Below are 14,017 nucleotides of genomic sequence, written 5' to 3'. Positions count from 1 at the left end.
CCGTTTCCGATGAAACGAGCGTCAGTAGCCGTTCAGCTTCGCGAACCGATCGCGATGATAGGACGCCGTGCCCCACATCGTCTCAAGCGTCGCTGCCCGCTTCAGGTACAGGCCGGCGTCATATTCGTCGGTCATGCCGACGCCGCCGTGCAGCTGCACCATCTCGCGGCTGACAACGCGCAGCGTATCGTTTGCGATCGCCTTGGCGAGGCTGACCGCCTGATCGACGTCAGAGCGCCCGGCATCGATCGCCTCGAGCGCGCCTTCGACCGCAGAGCGCATCAGTTCGAGCTCGGTCTTCATCTTCGCCATGCGGTGCTGCAGCGCCTGGAAGGTGGACAGTACCTGACCGAACTGGACGCGCTGCTTGAGGTAGTCGAGCGTCTGCTCGAACGCGCTCTCCGCCATGCCGAGCATCTCGGCCGTCGTCACCGCGGTCGCGCGATCGACGATTGCCTGCGTCAGGTCGGTGCCGCCCAGCTTCTGCGCCGGCGCATCGGCGAAGATCACGTCGGCATGGCTGCGGCTGTCCGCCATCTTGCGGGTAGAGACGGTGACGCCGTCGCCCTTCGCGACGAGGTAAAGCCCGTCGGTCGCCGAGACGACGAAGACGTCGGCGCCGTCGCCCTCCGCGACGAACTTCTTGGTGCCGCTCATCGTGCTGCCCGACGCGCTCGTCGTCACCTTGCCGTCATGGTTGGGGCCTTCGTCGATCGCCAGCGTCGCTACAGCCTCACCGGAAGCGAGCTTGGGCAGCCACTCGCTCTTCGCCCCATCGACGCTGCCCATCGCGATCGCCGTTGCGGCGACTGCGGTGGACGACAGCGGGCTTACCGCCAGGTTGCGACCGAGCTGCTCGACGACGAGGCCGAGCGAGAGATAACCGAACGCCGATCCCCCGAACTCCTCGGGGATGACGACGCCGGCCCAGCCCATCTGGCCGATCGTGCTCCATGCTTCCGGATCGAACCCCTTGGCGGGCGCCGCCTCGCGCAGCTTGCGAAAGGCAGTGGTGGGCGATTCGTTATCGGCCCACTCGCGCGCCATGTCGCGGAGCATCACCTGTTCGTCGTTCAACGCTGCCATGTAACCGAACCCCTTTTCGAAGGACTTGCCGGGGAGGAGGAGCGTCGTTGCGCGCCCCTCCTCGACCCGGCCCTCTCCGACGCGTGTCTGCGCCGCGCCTAACCGTTGATCTCGTATGGATTACTGGTGATCGAGCATACCCAGGATGCGCTTGGCGATCACGTTGTTCTGCACTTCGGACGAGCCGCCGTAGATCGACACCGCCTTGCCCCACAGCCACGTACGCGTCTGCGCCAGTTCCTCGTTACTGAAGCCCTCGCCTTCCCAGCCAAGGCCCTGCATCCCCATGATCTCGATCGCCAGCTCGGCGCGATCCTGCGTGATGCGCGCGCCGACGTTCTTCATCACGCTGGTCGCTGCGGACGGGCCCGCGTTGCCCTTCGCCTCGAGCGCCGCGCGGCGCAGTGTCAGCGCAAAGGCGCGCTGATCCATCTCGTGCTTGATGATGCGCGTGCGCAGGTCGCTGTCGGCAAGCTTGCCGTCGGCATCGACGTCGCGATACTTCTTGGCGATCGACACGATTGGCTCGCCCTGGTTCATCCGGCCCTGCGAGCCGCCACCGCCGGACAGCGAGTTGCGCTCGTGCTGCAACAGGCGCGTGCCGATCTCCCAGCCCTGCCCTTCGCGACCGACGAGGTTCTCCTTCGGCACCTTCACGTTGGTGAAGAACGTTTCGCAGAACGGCGACGCGCCGGAGATCAGCTTGATCGGCCGCGTTTCGACGCCTTCGGCATCCATGTCGATCAGCAGGAAACTGATGCCGGCATGCTTCTGCGTCTTGTCGGTACGCACCAGCGCGAAGCACTTGTCCGCCCACTGCCCGCCGCTGGTCCACGTCTTCTGGCCGTTGACGAGATAATGGTCGCCCTTGTCCTCGGCAAAGGTCTGCAGCGAGGCAAGATCCGATCCGGCGCCGGGCTCCGAATAACCCTGGCACCAGCGCACTTCGCCGCGGACGATGCCGGGGATATGCTGCGCCTTCTGCGCCTCGTTGCCATATTCGAGCAGCGTCGGCCCGAACATCATCACGCCCATGCCGCCGATCGGGTTCCAGGCGCCGATGCGCATCATCTCCTCGCCCAGAACGCGCGCCTCGGCGCGGCTCAGCCCGCCGCCGCCATGTTCCTTCGGCCAGGTCGGCACGCCCCAGCCCTTGGCACCCATCGCCTCGCGCCATTGCTTCTGCTCGGCGGTCTCTTCGGTCGGGCCATCGACGGCGGACATCGCATTGTCCTTGCCGCGCAGGCTCTGCGGGAAATTGGCTTCCAACCAGGCGCGCGCTTCCTGGCGGAAGGCATCCAGCGTGTCGGTCGGGCGGTCGAGTTCGGCGGCAGTTGCCATCTAATGCTTCTCCGAAACCGATTCTGAAGATCGGGTATGGCCGCGCCATCGCACATTCCGGGCGCGAAGCAAAGCGACAACATCGCGGCGATCGGCTAGGCTGGTGGCAGGGGGAGACTAGCCGATGCGATTTGATCACCGCGCCGTACCAATCGCGCTGGTCGCGATGCTGATTGATTCGGTCGGGTTCGGGATCGTCCTGCCCGTCCTGCCCTCGCTGATCGTCAAGCTGGGCAACGTGGGGCTAGCGGAAGCGTCGCGGATCGGCGGCTACATGCTGGCGGTCTACGCCGTGACGCATTTCTTCGCCGGCCCGGTGATCGGCAGTTTGTCGGACCGGTACGGCCGTCGCCGCGTCCTTCTCATCAGCCTCACCTGCTTCGGTATCGACTATGCCCTGATGGCGGTGGCTCCGACGCTTGCCTGGCTGTTCCTCGGCCGCGCGATCGCGGGGGTCGCGGGGGCGACCTACGGTCCGGCGAATGCAGTGATCGCCGACGTGACGCCGCCCGAGCGGCGCGGTCAGGCCTTCGGGCTGCTCGGCGCGGCGTTCGGCGGTGGCTTCATCATCGGCCCCGCGATCGGCGGGCTGCTCGTCAACTACGGTGCGCGCGCGCCGTTCGTCGCGGCCGCCACGCTCGCTTTCGTCAACGCGCTCGTCATCCTCGCCTTCATGCCCGAGACGCTCGCGCCGGCGAACCGCCGCGCGTTCGACTGGCGACGCGCCAATGCAATCGGTGCGTTCGCTCCGTTGCTGCATGCTGGGGGCGCCAAGGCGCTGCTCGCCGGCGCGGTGATGTGGCAGATCGCGCACATGGTTTATCCGTCAACCTGGTCGTTCTTCGCCGAGATCGCGCTGGGGTGGGACGCGCGGGCGATCGGCTGGTCGCTCGCCGCGTCGGGGGTTTCGATGATGCTCGCGCAGATCTTCCTTACCGGCCAGGCGATCCGGCGCTTTGGCGAGGAGCGCACCGTGCTGATCGGGCTCGCCGCCGGCGCGATCGTCTTCGGCGGCTACAGCGTCGCGCGCGAGGGATGGCAGATCTACGCGCTGATCGCGGCGGGCGCGCTCACCGGCCTCGTCTTCCCGTCGATCAACGCGATTCTCTCCGCGCGCGTCGATGCGTCGAACCAGGGCGCGCTGCAGGGCGGCATGGCCAGCTTGGCGAGCATCGCGGCGATCGTCGGCCCGCTGGCGATGACGCAGGCGCTCGCCTATGGCGCGGAGCGATCGTTCGGCGGCGGCGGCTTCCTCCTCGCCGCCGTGCTATGCGTCGTCACCTTCGCGATCTTCCTGTTCGGCGTCGTCCTGCGCCGCGGACAGCTTGCGTGACGGCGCACACTCGCCTGTCGACCGATCGCCGCTAGCCCTCGCGCCCCGGCCGCCGGCTGCCCCCGGTATCAAGGTGGAAGCCGGCGTCGACGCGCCACGTCTCGCCGGTGATCGCGCGCGCGGCGGGGTCGAGCAGCATCTCGATCGGCCCGGCGATATCCTCCGCCTGCGGCGCCATCGCCATCGGCGTCCGCTTGGCAACGTTCGCGTCGAGCTTCAGCTTGCCCTCCGCGCCAAGCGCCTTCTCGAACCAGCCAGTGCCGACATAGCCGGGCGCGACGGCGTTAACGCGGATCGCAGGCGACAGCACGCGCGCCAGGCTCTGCGTCATCGTGATCAGCGCGCCCTTCGACGCGGCATAGGCGATCGACGAGCCGACGCCGTGCAGCCCCGCGATCGAGGCGACGTTGACGACCGCGCTCATCTGCCCCGCGCGCATCGCCGGCGCGGCCGCACGGACCATCTGAAAGGCGGCAACGGTGTTCAGGCGATAGATATCGAGAAAGTCGTCCGCCTCGAGCCCGTCGAGATCCTCGTGCGCGACATGCTTGGTGCGCCCGGCATTGTTGACGAGGAAGTCGAGCCGCCCGAACGCGTCGGTCGCCGCGGTTACCAGCGTGCGGCACGCCGCATCGTCCGCGATGTCCGCGCGCACCGCGATCGAGCCGTTGCCGACCTCCGCCGCCAGCGCCTCGGCCTCGTCGCGGCTGTGCGCGTAGTTGATCACCGATCGCACCCCGCGCGCCGCCAGCCGCCGCACCACGGCAGCGCCGATCCCCGTCCCGCCGCCGGTGACGATCGCAACCCCTCCGTCCATTTTGACGCTCCTTAAATTTTCGAAGGTCGCGTATGGCATTTGCCGGACCGGGCCGCTAGCGACATGGTTCATGAAGCGCATTGACGAGTTGCTCGCGGAACCGTTCGGGACCCTGCCCGATCTGATCCGCCACCACGCCGCCGTCCAGCCGGACAAGATCGCGATCGCCGATGGCGACGCGCAAGTCACATACCGCGAACTCGACACCCTGATGGACCGCGCCGCCGCCGCGCTCCAGCGCGACAATACAAATCCGCAGCAGGCGGTAGCGATGGCGAGCTACCCCAGCGTCGCGCAGGCGGTGATCTTCCTCGCTGCATTACGCGCCGGATCGATCGCTGCGCCGATCCAGCCGTCCGCCACGCCCGATCAGATCGCCGGGATGATCGGCGACAGCGGCGCGAACCTCGTCTTCCTCGACGCCGCCAACGCCGCAGCGCTCGAGGGCGAACAACTGGCGGCACGCGTCGTGATGCTCGAGGTGCTCGATGACTGGTTCGAGCCCGCTGGAGCGATGCCGAAGCAGGTTGAGATCGCCCCCGAGCACGGCTTCAACATCATCTATTCGTCGGGCACCACCGGCATCCCAAAGGGGATCGTGCAGAGCCATGCGATGCGCTGGCAGCATCTGTCGCGCAACACCGGCGCGGGCTTCGATACCGCCGTCACGCTGCTCGCTACGCCCCTGTACTCTAACACCACGCTCGTCAGTTTCCTGCCGACGCTTGCTTGGGGCGGCACCGTCGTCCTCATGAAGAAGTTCGACGCGCGCACCTATCTCGCGCTCGCCGAGAAATATCGCGCCACCCACACGATGCTCGTGCCGGTGCAATACCAGCGCATCATGGCGCTACCCGAGTTCGACAGCTTCGACCTCTCGGCATTCCGCTTCAAGACGTGCACCTCTGCGCCGTTCAAGGCAGCACTGAAGCGCGACATCCTCGATCGCTGGCCGGGCAAGCTCGTCGAATATTACGGCATGACCGAGGGCGGCGCGTCGTTCATCCTCGTCGCGGATGAGTTTCCCGACAAGCTCCACACCGTCGGCAAGCTGTCGCCCGGTCACCAGACGATCCTGATCGACGAGGACGGCCAGGAGGTCGCGCCGGGCGAGATGGGCGAGATCGTCGGTCGCTCGCCGACGATGATGACGGGCTATCACGGACGTGAGGCGGCGACGCGCGATGCCGAATATTACGATGCCGAGGGCAACCGCTACATCCGCCACGGCGACGTCGGCCGGATCGACGAGGACGGCTTTCTGATCCTGATGGATCGCAAGAAGGACATGATCATTTCGGGCGGGTTCAACATCTACCCGTCCGATCTTGAGGCGATACTCGCGCAGCATCCCGCCGTCGCCGACTGCACCGTTGTCGGTGTGCCGAGCGACGAATGGGGCGAGACGCCGGTCGGCTTCTACGTCCCGTGCACGGGCGCGTCCGAAACGGCGGAGGAAGTGCGCGGCGCGGTCAACGCCAAGCTCGGCAAGACGCAGCGCCTGTCGAAACTCTACGTCGCCGACGAATTGCCGCGCAGCGCGATCGGCAAGGTATTGAAGCGCGAGTTGCGCGATCGCATCGCCGCGGGGGAATTTGCATGACCAGCCTCAAGGAAATTCTCGACGGTCTCGAGCCGCTCGGCGACGGTCCGGGATGGCGCGGCACGATCCCCGATGGGTGGCTGCAGGGCCGCACTGGCTATGGCGGGCTGTCCGCCGCGATCGCGCTGCACTGCGCGATGCAGTCGGACACCGATCTGCCGCCGCTGCGTTCGGCGCAGGTCAGCTTCATCGGCCCGCTCGCCGGGCCGATCCTCGTCACCGCGCATCGCCTGCGCCGCGGCAAGAACGCCGCCTTCATCCAGGCCGACATCGAGAGCGAGGCTGGACTCGGGCTGCGCTGTACCTTCGTGTTCATGCGCGCGATCGAGAGCGAGTTGGATTATGCGGTGACGTCGGTGCCCGACTTCGCGCAGCCGCAGCCCGGCGAGAAGACGTTCAAGGGCAATCCGCACGTCGCGTTCACCCAGAATTTCGAGTTCCTCGATCGCCGTGACGGACCCGATCTGCAACCAGCCGAATGGCTGCGCTGGACCCGCCTCAACGAACGCGAGGGGCTCGATCCGATCGTCGAGCTGATGGCGGTGGGCGACTGCCTGCCCCCCGCGGCGCTGCGCCTAATCGGTCGCAACGTACCTATGAGCTCACTCACCTGGATCCTCAACGTCCTCGGTCCGACGCCGTCCACCGAGGACGGTTGGTGGCTGTTGCGATCGAACGCGGATTACGCGCGCGCCGGCAGCTCGTCGCAGCTGATGGGGATCTGGAACAGTCGCGGCGAGATGGTGGCGGAGCAGATGCAGTCGGTTGCCGTGTTCGCGTAGGCGGAGCGATCCGAAGACAATTTGCGACACTTTGCTGCCGGGACGGCACAATATCGCGACATCGGGCGTAGAAAAGCGGACGTGACGGTGGGGATCATCCCGCCACCACGGAAGGATCAGTCCATGAATCGCTTTCTGCTCGCTGTGGCGCTCGCCGGCACCACGCTCGCCGGCATCGCCGCCGCGCAGCCGCAACCTCAACCCGCTGCGGCGGATCGCCCCCAGCGCGGCAGCGCGGCGCTCGATCTGGACAGGAACGGCGTCATTACTCGCGCCGAGGTCGTCCAGGCGGCCGACGCCCGTTTCGCGGCACTCGACAAAAATCGTGACGGCACCGTCTCTGCCGCTGAGCGACCCAATATGCGCGGCGGTGACGTAACGCGTGATCAGCTGCGCCAGCGCATGGTCGCGCGCTTCGATCGCGCCGACGCCAACAAGGACGGCCGGATCGAACAGAGCGAGCGCGCCGGCCTTCACGGCCGTGGCGGCAAGCGCATGGCCGAGGGCGGCCGGCGCGGCGGGCCAGCAATGCGCGGCGGCGGTGGCCACATGCTAATGATGGCGGATGCGAACCGCGACGGCGTCATCACCAAGGCCGAGGCTGTGTCAGCGACGCAGACGATGTTCGACCGGATCGACACTAACCGCGACGGACGCATCGACCAGACCGAACGTGGCGCGATCACCGACCGCATGAAGCAGCGTCGCGGCGCGGACCCGGCGGCGGCCGACACCGGGCTCTGACAAGCCATACCGTACCGGGCGGCCATTCGCGCCGCCCGGTGCTTCCTGCGGAAAAGCGACATGCTAGACGTCGATCCCATGACCGATGTGCCCCATCTGCTGCTCGTCGACGACGAGCGTTCGATCCGCGAGCCGCTGGCACAATATCTTACCAAGCAGGGCTTCCGCGTCACGCAGGTCGGCGATGCCGAAGCGGCGCGCACGCGGCTCGGCGCTTATGCCATCGATCTCGTCGTGCTCGACATCATGATGCCGGGCGAGGACGGGCTCAGCCTGTGCCGTCACATCCGTGAAACGAGCGAAGTGCCCGTCATTCTTCTTACCGCACGGACGGAAGAGACCGATCGCATCGTCGGGTTGGAGATGGGTGCCGACGATTACGTCGTGAAGCCCTTCTCGCCGCGCGAGCTCGCGGCGCGAATCAAGGTCGTGCTGCGGCGCGTCCAGGCCGGAGGTACCCGGCAGCACGCGCCGGAGGGCGGCGCCTATACCTTTGCTGGCTGGGTCCTGAAGAGCGGCGAGCGCACGCTGGTCGATCGCGAGGGCGTCGCGGTGCCGCTGTCGACGGGCGAATATAATCTGCTCCACGCGCTCGTCAGGCGCCCGCGGCAGGTGCTCACCCGCGATCAGTTGCTCGATCTGACGCAGGGGCGCGAAGCGGCGGCGTTCGATCGCGCGATCGACAATCAAGTCAGCCGGCTGCGCAAGAAGATCGAGCCCGACGTCAAGAACCCGCAGCTCATCAAGACGGTGTGGGGCGGCGGCTACACGCTGGCGGCCGAAGTCACGCGGTTGTGAGGGTGCCCTTCCCCCGCAACCTGTCGGGGCAGCTCGCGCTTCTGCTCGCGCTCGCGCTATTTGCCGCGCAGGCGATCAACCTCGCACTGGTGTTGCGCGACCGCGCCGACTTCCGGCTCGCCCAGGCGACGCGGCCCGCCGCAATCAGGATCGCCGACGCGATCGAGCGCGCCGGCGATCGCCCGCTTGCGCCCGATCGCGGGCGGGTACGTCGTCGCGCCGCCAACCCGATCCCCGCGACGCTCGAACGGCACCCGGAAGTCGCCGATGAACTGCGGCGCCAGCTAACCGAACTCGGTGTCACCGCGCGGCGGATCGATACCGGCGTCCGGCCACTAGAGGACCGCCCACGGCCCCGCCGCCCCGGCCGTCGTATGCGCAACGGCGATACGCTGATGATCGCGGTCGAGCGCGCCGACGGCTGGATCGTCACCAACGCGCCGTGGCCGCGCGGCGACCAGCGCCTTTTCTGGGCGTTGCTCGGGCAGACGCTGATCATCTACGCGCTGATCCTCTTGCCTGTCCTGTGGATTGCGCGCCGCATATCGCGCCCGATGCGCGCGCTCGCTACCGCGGCGCGCGAGTTTACACCGCGTACGACGCCGCCGCAGCTCACCGTCGAAGGGCCGGGCGACGTTCGCGACCTGATCGTCGCGTTCAATGCGCTTACCCAGCGTATGACGGCGATGCTCGACGAGAAGGACCGGATGCTCGGCGCGATCGGGCACGATCTGCGCACTCCGCTTGCCGCATTGCGCGTCCGCATCGAATCGGTCGACGACGAGGACGATCGCGCCCGCATGGCCGATACGATTGCGGAGATGAGCCGCACGCTCGACGATATCCTCTCACTGGCGCGACTCGGCCGGCCGAGCGAGGCGGTGACCGAGGTCGATCTTGCCGCGTTGGTGGACGCCGTGGTCGACGACTTTCGCGATCTCGGCGCCGCTGTCTCATTCGACGAGTCGCCGCGGCTTCGTATGCGATTGCGGCCGACGCTGTTCCGGCGGGCCGTACGCAACCTGATCGAGAATGCGGTCAAGTACGCTGGTGCGGTCGAGGTGTCGGTGCACGACGAGGGCCCCCGCGTCGTCGTCTGCATCGCCGATCGCGGCCCCGGCATTCCGATCGACAAGCTCGCCGCGGTGTTCGATCCGTTCACCAGGCTTGAGGGGTCGCGCAACCGCGATACCGGCGGGATCGGCCTCGGCCTCGCGCTCGCACAGGCGATCGTGCACGATGCCGGCGGCGAGGTGACGCTGGCCAACCGTGAAGGCGGCGGGCTTGCCGCGACGATCGCATTGCCTCGGCGCGAGGCCGCCGGCTGACGGCGCGACTTGCCAAGCACCCGGCGGGCGGCGAAGAGCGGCCAAGAAAGGGGCCGCCACCATGTCCGTCCAATCCGATCGCTGGATCCGCGCGCAGGCGCTCGCCAACGGCATGATTGAGCCGTTCGTGGAGGCGCAGCGGCGCGACGGCTGCATCAGCTACGGGCTCAGCTCCTACGGCTATGATGCGCGCGTCGCCGACGAGTTCAAGATCTTCACCAACGTCGATTCGGCAACGGTCGACCCCAAGGATTTCGCCGCCAACAGCTTCGTCGACCGCAAGACCGACGTGTGCATCATCCCGCCCAACAGCTTCGCGCTCGCGCGCACGGTCGAATATTTTCGCGTACCGCGCGACGTGCTGGTCATTTGCCTCGGCAAATCGACCTATGCGCGCTGCGGCATCATCGTGAACGTCACGCCCTTGGAGCCGGGCTGGGAGGGCCATGTGACGCTGGAATTCTCAAACACTACGCCGCTACCGGCCAAGATCTACGCCAATGAGGGCGCGTGCCAGTTCCTGTTCCTGCAAGGGGACGAGCCGTGCGAAGTGAGCTACGCGGATCGTGCGGGCAAATACATGGGTCAGCGCGGCGTCACGTTGCCGCGCCTGTAATGCCCGGGGGTGCGGCGGCAGAAGCCGCGCGCACTGATCCCCAGTTAGCGCCCGGCGAGCGCCACGCCGCCGAGACGATCGAGCCCGCGCTGCGCGACCGCGCGGGATGAAGCGACCGCGCCGTCGGGCATCGCCATCTCCACGTCCTCGGCAGTGATCGCGGCACGATACAGCGACGCCGCCTCGGTCGAGCGACCGGTGCGCGCATAGACCGCCGCCAGGTTGATCATCAGTTCGGGCCGACGCGGGAAAATCCGCCGCTCGGTCGTCAGCGCCTGCTCGGCCGTCGCGTAATCGCCGGCCGCGATCGCCTGATACGCCGCCCGATCCGCAGCGACCGCCGGCGCTGTGACCGCTGCCGAAATGATCGTCCCTGCCAGTGCCATTTTGCGCATGCCACATCTCCCGCATGACAACCTCGTGACGCCGAGGTTTCAGCTTTGTGACGGGAGTGTGTCATTTTAAAGACAGACGCGCAAGAGCGATCGTCACGCGGGATGCGCGAGGGAACAACCGGCCTTCATTGAGTACACTGACGCTCAGGCGTGTCCGCTTTCCGAGCCCAGCAGCCGCGGGTCGATGCCGGCGCACGCGAAGCCACGCGTCCACCGGCCATCGGCCGCGCTGTCGAACAGCATACCCTCGTCGTCGTCGACGTTGAGCCAGCCATGCCGCGTCATCTCAGCGTCGAGCTGTCCGGCACCCCAGCCGGCGTAGCCAAGCGCAACCAGCCAGCGCGCCGGTCCCTTGCCGTCCGCGATCGCCCGCAGCACGTCGAGCGTACCCGACAGCGACCATTTGCCAGCAACGTCGATCGTATCCTGCCCCGCCCAGTCGCGACTGTGAAGTACGAAGCCGCGCCGCGTCTCGACCGGGCCACCGAAGTGGATCGGCGCATTCGGCACATCGCCCGGCGTTATATCGACCTGCTTCAGCACGTCGTGCAGCCCGAGTCCGGCAATCTCCACGCCGATGCCGATGCCGAGCGCACCCTGCTCGTCGTGCGCGCACATTGCGATCACCGCCTGCGCAAAACGCGGGTCCCAGATGCCGGGCATCGCGAGAAGGAACTGGCCGGTAAGAAAGGTCGCGGTCTCCATTGCTTCCATCTAGGTTGCTCTGTGCACGCTCGCCACGCTTGAAAACGCCCGCCAGCCTTGCGACGTACCCGCCGCCGCACCTTCGCGTGCTTCAGGAGATTTCGATATGACGATCAACGTCGGCGACAAGCTGCCCAAGGCAACCCTGGTCAGGGCGACCGAGAACGGTCCGGAGGCGATCGATTCGGAAGAGTATTTCGCCGGCCGCCGCATCGCGCTCTTCGCGGTGCCGGGCGCGTTCACGCCGACCTGCTCGGCCAAGCATCTTCCCGGCTTTGTCGAGAAGGGCGGGGATCTGAAGGCGAAGGGCATCGACGAGATCGCGTGCACCTCGGTCAACGATCCGTTCGTGCTCGGCGCCTGGTCGAAGTCGAGCAACGCGGGCGACATCACCATGCTGGCGGACGGCAACGGCGATTTTGCGGAACAGCTTGGGCTGACGATGGACGGGTCGAAGTTCGGCATGGGCAAGCGCAGCCAGCGTTACTCGATGATCGTCAACGACGGGGTCGTCGAGCAGCTCAACGTCGAGGCACCCGGCGAGTTCAAGGTCAGCTCCGCCGACCACCTGCTCGGCAACCTCTGACGAAAGAGCGCGTTGGTCGTGACGGTAACGCAAGGAGTTTAGTCATGACCAACGCGCAGAAAATCAGTGGCGCGAACGACGCCGCATCGTTGACCGAGCGTGCACGCGAGGCGGCAAGCAGTGCCGGCGAGAAGGTCGCCGCCGCTGCGTCATCGACGGTCGAGGCGGCTAAGGACCACCCCTATGCCGCCGCCGGGATCGTCGCGGGTGTCGCCGCCGCCGTTGGCGGTGCCGCCTACGCCGCGACGAAGCTCAGCGATTCGGTCGACGACGGCCCCGGCAGCAAGCCCAAGTCGGCGCAGTAACGCTCCGGATAGAGTCAGACGCCGCTTCGCCGTTGCGCGCGAAGCGGCGTCTTGCCAGCGTCTTCGACGCGACCTAACCATCCGCGATGACTGCACAGGACATCGTTGCCGAACTCGATCGGCTGTATACCGGCGCCGTGTCGCGCCTTCAGGCCGCGCTGGACACCTACCTCACCACCGGCACCCCGCCGCCAGCCGAGATGCGCCGCGACGGCTCGTTCGCCTACCCTGAAATCCGGCTCAGCTTCCGCGGCAGCGACGAGCGGCCGACCCCGCTTCGCTCGTTCGGCCGACTGGTGACGCAGGGCGAATATCGCATCTCGGTCACCAAGCCGGGGCTGTTCGCCGATTATCTGATCGAGCAGCTCGAACTGCTGATCGAGGATTACGACGTCACCGTTACCGCCGCGCCGAGCGCGACCGAGATCCCCTTCCCCTACGTGCTCGACGCCGGCCACGCGCTCAGCCTAGACGAAGTATCGGCGGCACAACTCGCCCGCTACTTCCCCGCGACCGAGCTCGCGCATATTGGTGACGAGATTGCCGACGGGCTTTGGGCCTCGATCGACGGCACACGTCCGCTTGCGCTGTTCGATGGGTTACGGACCGATTTCAGCCTTGCGCGGCTGCGTCACTATACCGGCACGCCGCCGGAGCACGTCCAGCGCTACGTGCTGTTCACCAACTATCACCGCTACGTCGACGAGTTCGTCCGCTGGGCAGCGGCGCAGGTCAACGAGGGCAGCCGATTCACCGCGCTGTCGGGCCCGGGCGGTGTGCTGTTCCAGCCGGGCGACGATCCCGCGATTCTGGACGATACCGCATGGCGCCGATTGCAGATGCCCGCCTACCATTTGATGGCGCCCGATCGCACGGGAATCACGCTGGTCAACATCGGCGTCGGCCCGTCGAACGCCAAGACGATCACCGATCACCTCGCGGTCACCCGGCCGGACGCGTGGATGATGATCGGCCACTGTGGCGGGCTGCGCCCCTCGCAGCGGATCGGCGACTACGTCCTCGCGCACGCCTATCTGCGCGACGATCACGTGCTCGACGACATGCTGCCGCCCGAAATTCCCGTGCCCGCGATCGCCGAGGTGCAGCAGGCGTTGGCGCGCGCGGCGGAGGCGGTCAGCGGCCAATCGGGCGACGAGCTCAAGCGCCGGCTGCGTACCGGCACGATCGTCACCACCGACGATCGCAATTGGGAATTGCGCTACAGCCGCTCGGCGCTGCGTTTCTCGCTCAGCCGCGCGGTCGGGATCGACATGGAATCGGCAACGATCGCGGCGCAGGGCTTCCGCTTCCGCGTGCCCTACGGCACGCTCTTGTGCGTCTCGGACAAGCCGCTCCACGGTGAACTCAAGCTGCCCGGTCAGGCGAACCGTTTCTACGAGCGCGCGATTTCCGAACATATGCGGATCGGTATCCAGGCCTGCGAGGAGCTGCGGCGCGAGGGCGCCAAGCTGCACAGCCGCAAGCTGCGCGCGTTCAACGAGCCGCCGTTCCGCTGATCGGGCCTTGCGGCGCGGGCGCGGATGGTTCCTGCGCACGCGCCGGAGGAAACGTTTCGCC

General features: G+C 67.1%; 15 protein-coding genes. 10 read left to right on the top strand and 5 right to left on the bottom strand.

Translation table 11 applies throughout. The features are described from left to right. Positions 1–21: 21 nt before the first annotated feature. Both F1C10_RS03720 and F1C10_RS03715 read right to left on the bottom strand, forming a co-directional pair. On the bottom strand, positions 22–1,086 hold the full coding sequence (locus F1C10_RS03720) for an acyl-CoA dehydrogenase family protein (RefSeq protein WP_185208916.1): 1,065 nt from the start codon (positions 1,084–1,086) through the stop codon (positions 22–24). A 120-nt stretch (positions 1,087–1,206) separates the two neighbouring features. Continuing rightward, positions 1,207–2,427 (bottom strand): acyl-CoA dehydrogenase family protein, encoded by a 1,221-nt coding sequence (locus F1C10_RS03715; RefSeq protein WP_185208915.1) that lies wholly within the window; start codon positions 2,425–2,427, stop codon positions 1,207–1,209. Positions 2,428–2,551: 124 nt separating this feature from the next. On the opposite strand from F1C10_RS03715, the gene F1C10_RS03710 reads away from it, so the two are divergent. Next, positions 2,552–3,760 carry an MFS transporter gene (locus tag F1C10_RS03710; RefSeq protein ID WP_185208914.1) on the top strand — a complete coding sequence of 403 codons (1,209 nt, stop codon included), beginning with the start codon at positions 2,552–2,554 and terminating at the stop codon, positions 3,758–3,760. A 31-nt stretch (positions 3,761–3,791) separates the two neighbouring features. On the opposite strand, the gene F1C10_RS03705 is transcribed toward F1C10_RS03710, so the two are convergent. Further along, positions 3,792–4,577: an SDR family NAD(P)-dependent oxidoreductase gene (locus tag F1C10_RS03705; RefSeq protein WP_185208913.1), complete on the bottom strand. Its 786-nt coding sequence runs from the start codon at positions 4,575–4,577 to the stop codon at positions 3,792–3,794. Positions 4,578–4,647: 70 nt separating this feature from the next. On the opposite strand from F1C10_RS03705, the gene F1C10_RS03700 reads away from it, so the two are divergent. From F1C10_RS03700 to dcd, 6 genes are all read left to right on the top strand, one after another. Next, positions 4,648–6,180 carry a class I adenylate-forming enzyme family protein gene (locus tag F1C10_RS03700; protein ID WP_185208912.1) on the top strand — a complete coding sequence of 511 codons (1,533 nt, stop codon included), beginning with the start codon at positions 4,648–4,650 and terminating at the stop codon, positions 6,178–6,180. After that, a complete protein-coding gene (locus tag F1C10_RS03695) occupies positions 6,177–6,962 on the top strand; it encodes a thioesterase family protein (RefSeq protein ID WP_185208911.1) in 786 nt (261 codons plus the stop codon). Before F1C10_RS03700 ends, F1C10_RS03695 begins: the two co-directional genes overlap by 4 nt. Positions 6,963–7,085: 123 nt before the next feature. Continuing rightward, positions 7,086–7,706 carry an EF-hand domain-containing protein gene (locus F1C10_RS03690; RefSeq protein WP_185208910.1) on the top strand — a complete coding sequence of 207 codons (621 nt, stop codon included), beginning with the start codon at positions 7,086–7,088 and terminating at the stop codon, positions 7,704–7,706. Between the two features lie 78 nt (positions 7,707–7,784). Continuing rightward, positions 7,785–8,504: a response regulator gene (locus tag F1C10_RS03685; RefSeq protein ID WP_185208908.1), complete on the top strand. Its 720-nt coding sequence runs from the start codon at positions 7,785–7,787 to the stop codon at positions 8,502–8,504. Next, entirely contained in the window at positions 8,501–9,832 is a 1,332-nt protein-coding gene (locus tag F1C10_RS03680) for an ATP-binding protein (protein WP_185208907.1), read from the top strand. The genes F1C10_RS03685 and F1C10_RS03680 overlap by 4 nt, the downstream gene beginning before the upstream one ends. Positions 9,833–9,893: 61 nt before the next feature. After that, entirely contained in the window at positions 9,894–10,448 is a 555-nt protein-coding gene (dcd, locus tag F1C10_RS03675; protein WP_185208906.1) for a dCTP deaminase, read from the top strand. A 44-nt stretch (positions 10,449–10,492) separates the two neighbouring features. Here dcd and F1C10_RS03670 read toward each other — a convergent pair whose 3' ends face one another. Next, positions 10,493–10,843 carry a tetratricopeptide repeat protein gene (locus F1C10_RS03670; RefSeq protein ID WP_185208904.1) on the bottom strand — a complete coding sequence of 117 codons (351 nt, stop codon included), beginning with the start codon at positions 10,841–10,843 and terminating at the stop codon, positions 10,493–10,495. A 144-nt stretch (positions 10,844–10,987) separates the two neighbouring features. Further along, a complete protein-coding gene (locus tag F1C10_RS03665; RefSeq protein ID WP_185208902.1) occupies positions 10,988–11,548 on the bottom strand; it encodes a YqgE/AlgH family protein in 561 nt (186 codons plus the stop codon). Positions 11,549–11,654: 106 nt separating this feature from the next. On the opposite strand from F1C10_RS03665, the gene F1C10_RS03660 reads away from it, so the two are divergent. The 3 genes from F1C10_RS03660 (at position 11,655) to F1C10_RS03650 (ending at position 13,956) form a co-directional block, all read left to right on the top strand. Further along, positions 11,655–12,134: a peroxiredoxin gene (locus F1C10_RS03660; protein WP_185208900.1), complete on the top strand. Its 480-nt coding sequence runs from the start codon at positions 11,655–11,657 to the stop codon at positions 12,132–12,134. A 44-nt stretch (positions 12,135–12,178) separates the two neighbouring features. After that, complete coding sequence (locus tag F1C10_RS03655; protein WP_185208898.1) at positions 12,179–12,439, top strand: hypothetical protein; 261 nt, start codon at positions 12,179–12,181, stop codon at positions 12,437–12,439. An 86-nt stretch (positions 12,440–12,525) separates the two neighbouring features. Further along, positions 12,526–13,956 (top strand): AMP nucleosidase, encoded by a 1,431-nt coding sequence (locus tag F1C10_RS03650; RefSeq protein ID WP_185208897.1) that lies wholly within the window; start codon positions 12,526–12,528, stop codon positions 13,954–13,956. The last annotated feature ends 61 nt before the right edge of the window (positions 13,957–14,017 follow it).

Source organism: Sphingomonas sp. NBWT7, assembly GCF_014217605.1.
Lineage (GTDB): Bacteria > Pseudomonadota > Alphaproteobacteria > Sphingomonadales > Sphingomonadaceae > Sphingomonas.
This window is presented reverse-complemented; position numbering and strand designations above follow the sequence as displayed.

Coding starts and splice junctions, on each gene's coding strand:
- F1C10_RS03655 (WP_185208898.1), top strand. CDS start 12,179: ATGACCAACGCGCAGAAAATCAGTGGCGCGAACGACGCCGCATCGTTG.
- F1C10_RS03720 (WP_185208916.1), bottom strand. CDS start 1,086: ATGGCAGCGTTGAACGACGAACAGGTGATGCTCCGCGACATGGCGCGC.
- F1C10_RS03665 (WP_185208902.1), bottom strand. CDS start 11,548: ATGGAGACCGCGACCTTTCTTACCGGCCAGTTCCTTCTCGCGATGCCC.
- F1C10_RS03715 (WP_185208915.1), bottom strand. CDS start 2,427: ATGGCAACTGCCGCCGAACTCGACCGCCCGACCGACACGCTGGATGCC.
- F1C10_RS03690 (WP_185208910.1), top strand. CDS start 7,086: ATGAATCGCTTTCTGCTCGCTGTGGCGCTCGCCGGCACCACGCTCGCC.
- F1C10_RS03685 (WP_185208908.1), top strand. CDS start 7,785: ATGACCGATGTGCCCCATCTGCTGCTCGTCGACGACGAGCGTTCGATC.
- F1C10_RS03660 (WP_185208900.1), top strand. CDS start 11,655: ATGACGATCAACGTCGGCGACAAGCTGCCCAAGGCAACCCTGGTCAGG.
- F1C10_RS03710 (WP_185208914.1), top strand. CDS start 2,552: ATGCGATTTGATCACCGCGCCGTACCAATCGCGCTGGTCGCGATGCTG.
- F1C10_RS03700 (WP_185208912.1), top strand. CDS start 4,648: ATGAAGCGCATTGACGAGTTGCTCGCGGAACCGTTCGGGACCCTGCCC.
- F1C10_RS03650 (WP_185208897.1), top strand. CDS start 12,526: ATGACTGCACAGGACATCGTTGCCGAACTCGATCGGCTGTATACCGGC.
- F1C10_RS03670 (WP_185208904.1), bottom strand. CDS start 10,843: ATGCGCAAAATGGCACTGGCAGGGACGATCATTTCGGCAGCGGTCACA.
- F1C10_RS03705 (WP_185208913.1), bottom strand. CDS start 4,577: ATGGACGGAGGGGTTGCGATCGTCACCGGCGGCGGGACGGGGATCGGC.
- dcd (WP_185208906.1), top strand. CDS start 9,894: ATGTCCGTCCAATCCGATCGCTGGATCCGCGCGCAGGCGCTCGCCAAC.
- F1C10_RS03695 (WP_185208911.1), top strand. CDS start 6,177: ATGACCAGCCTCAAGGAAATTCTCGACGGTCTCGAGCCGCTCGGCGAC.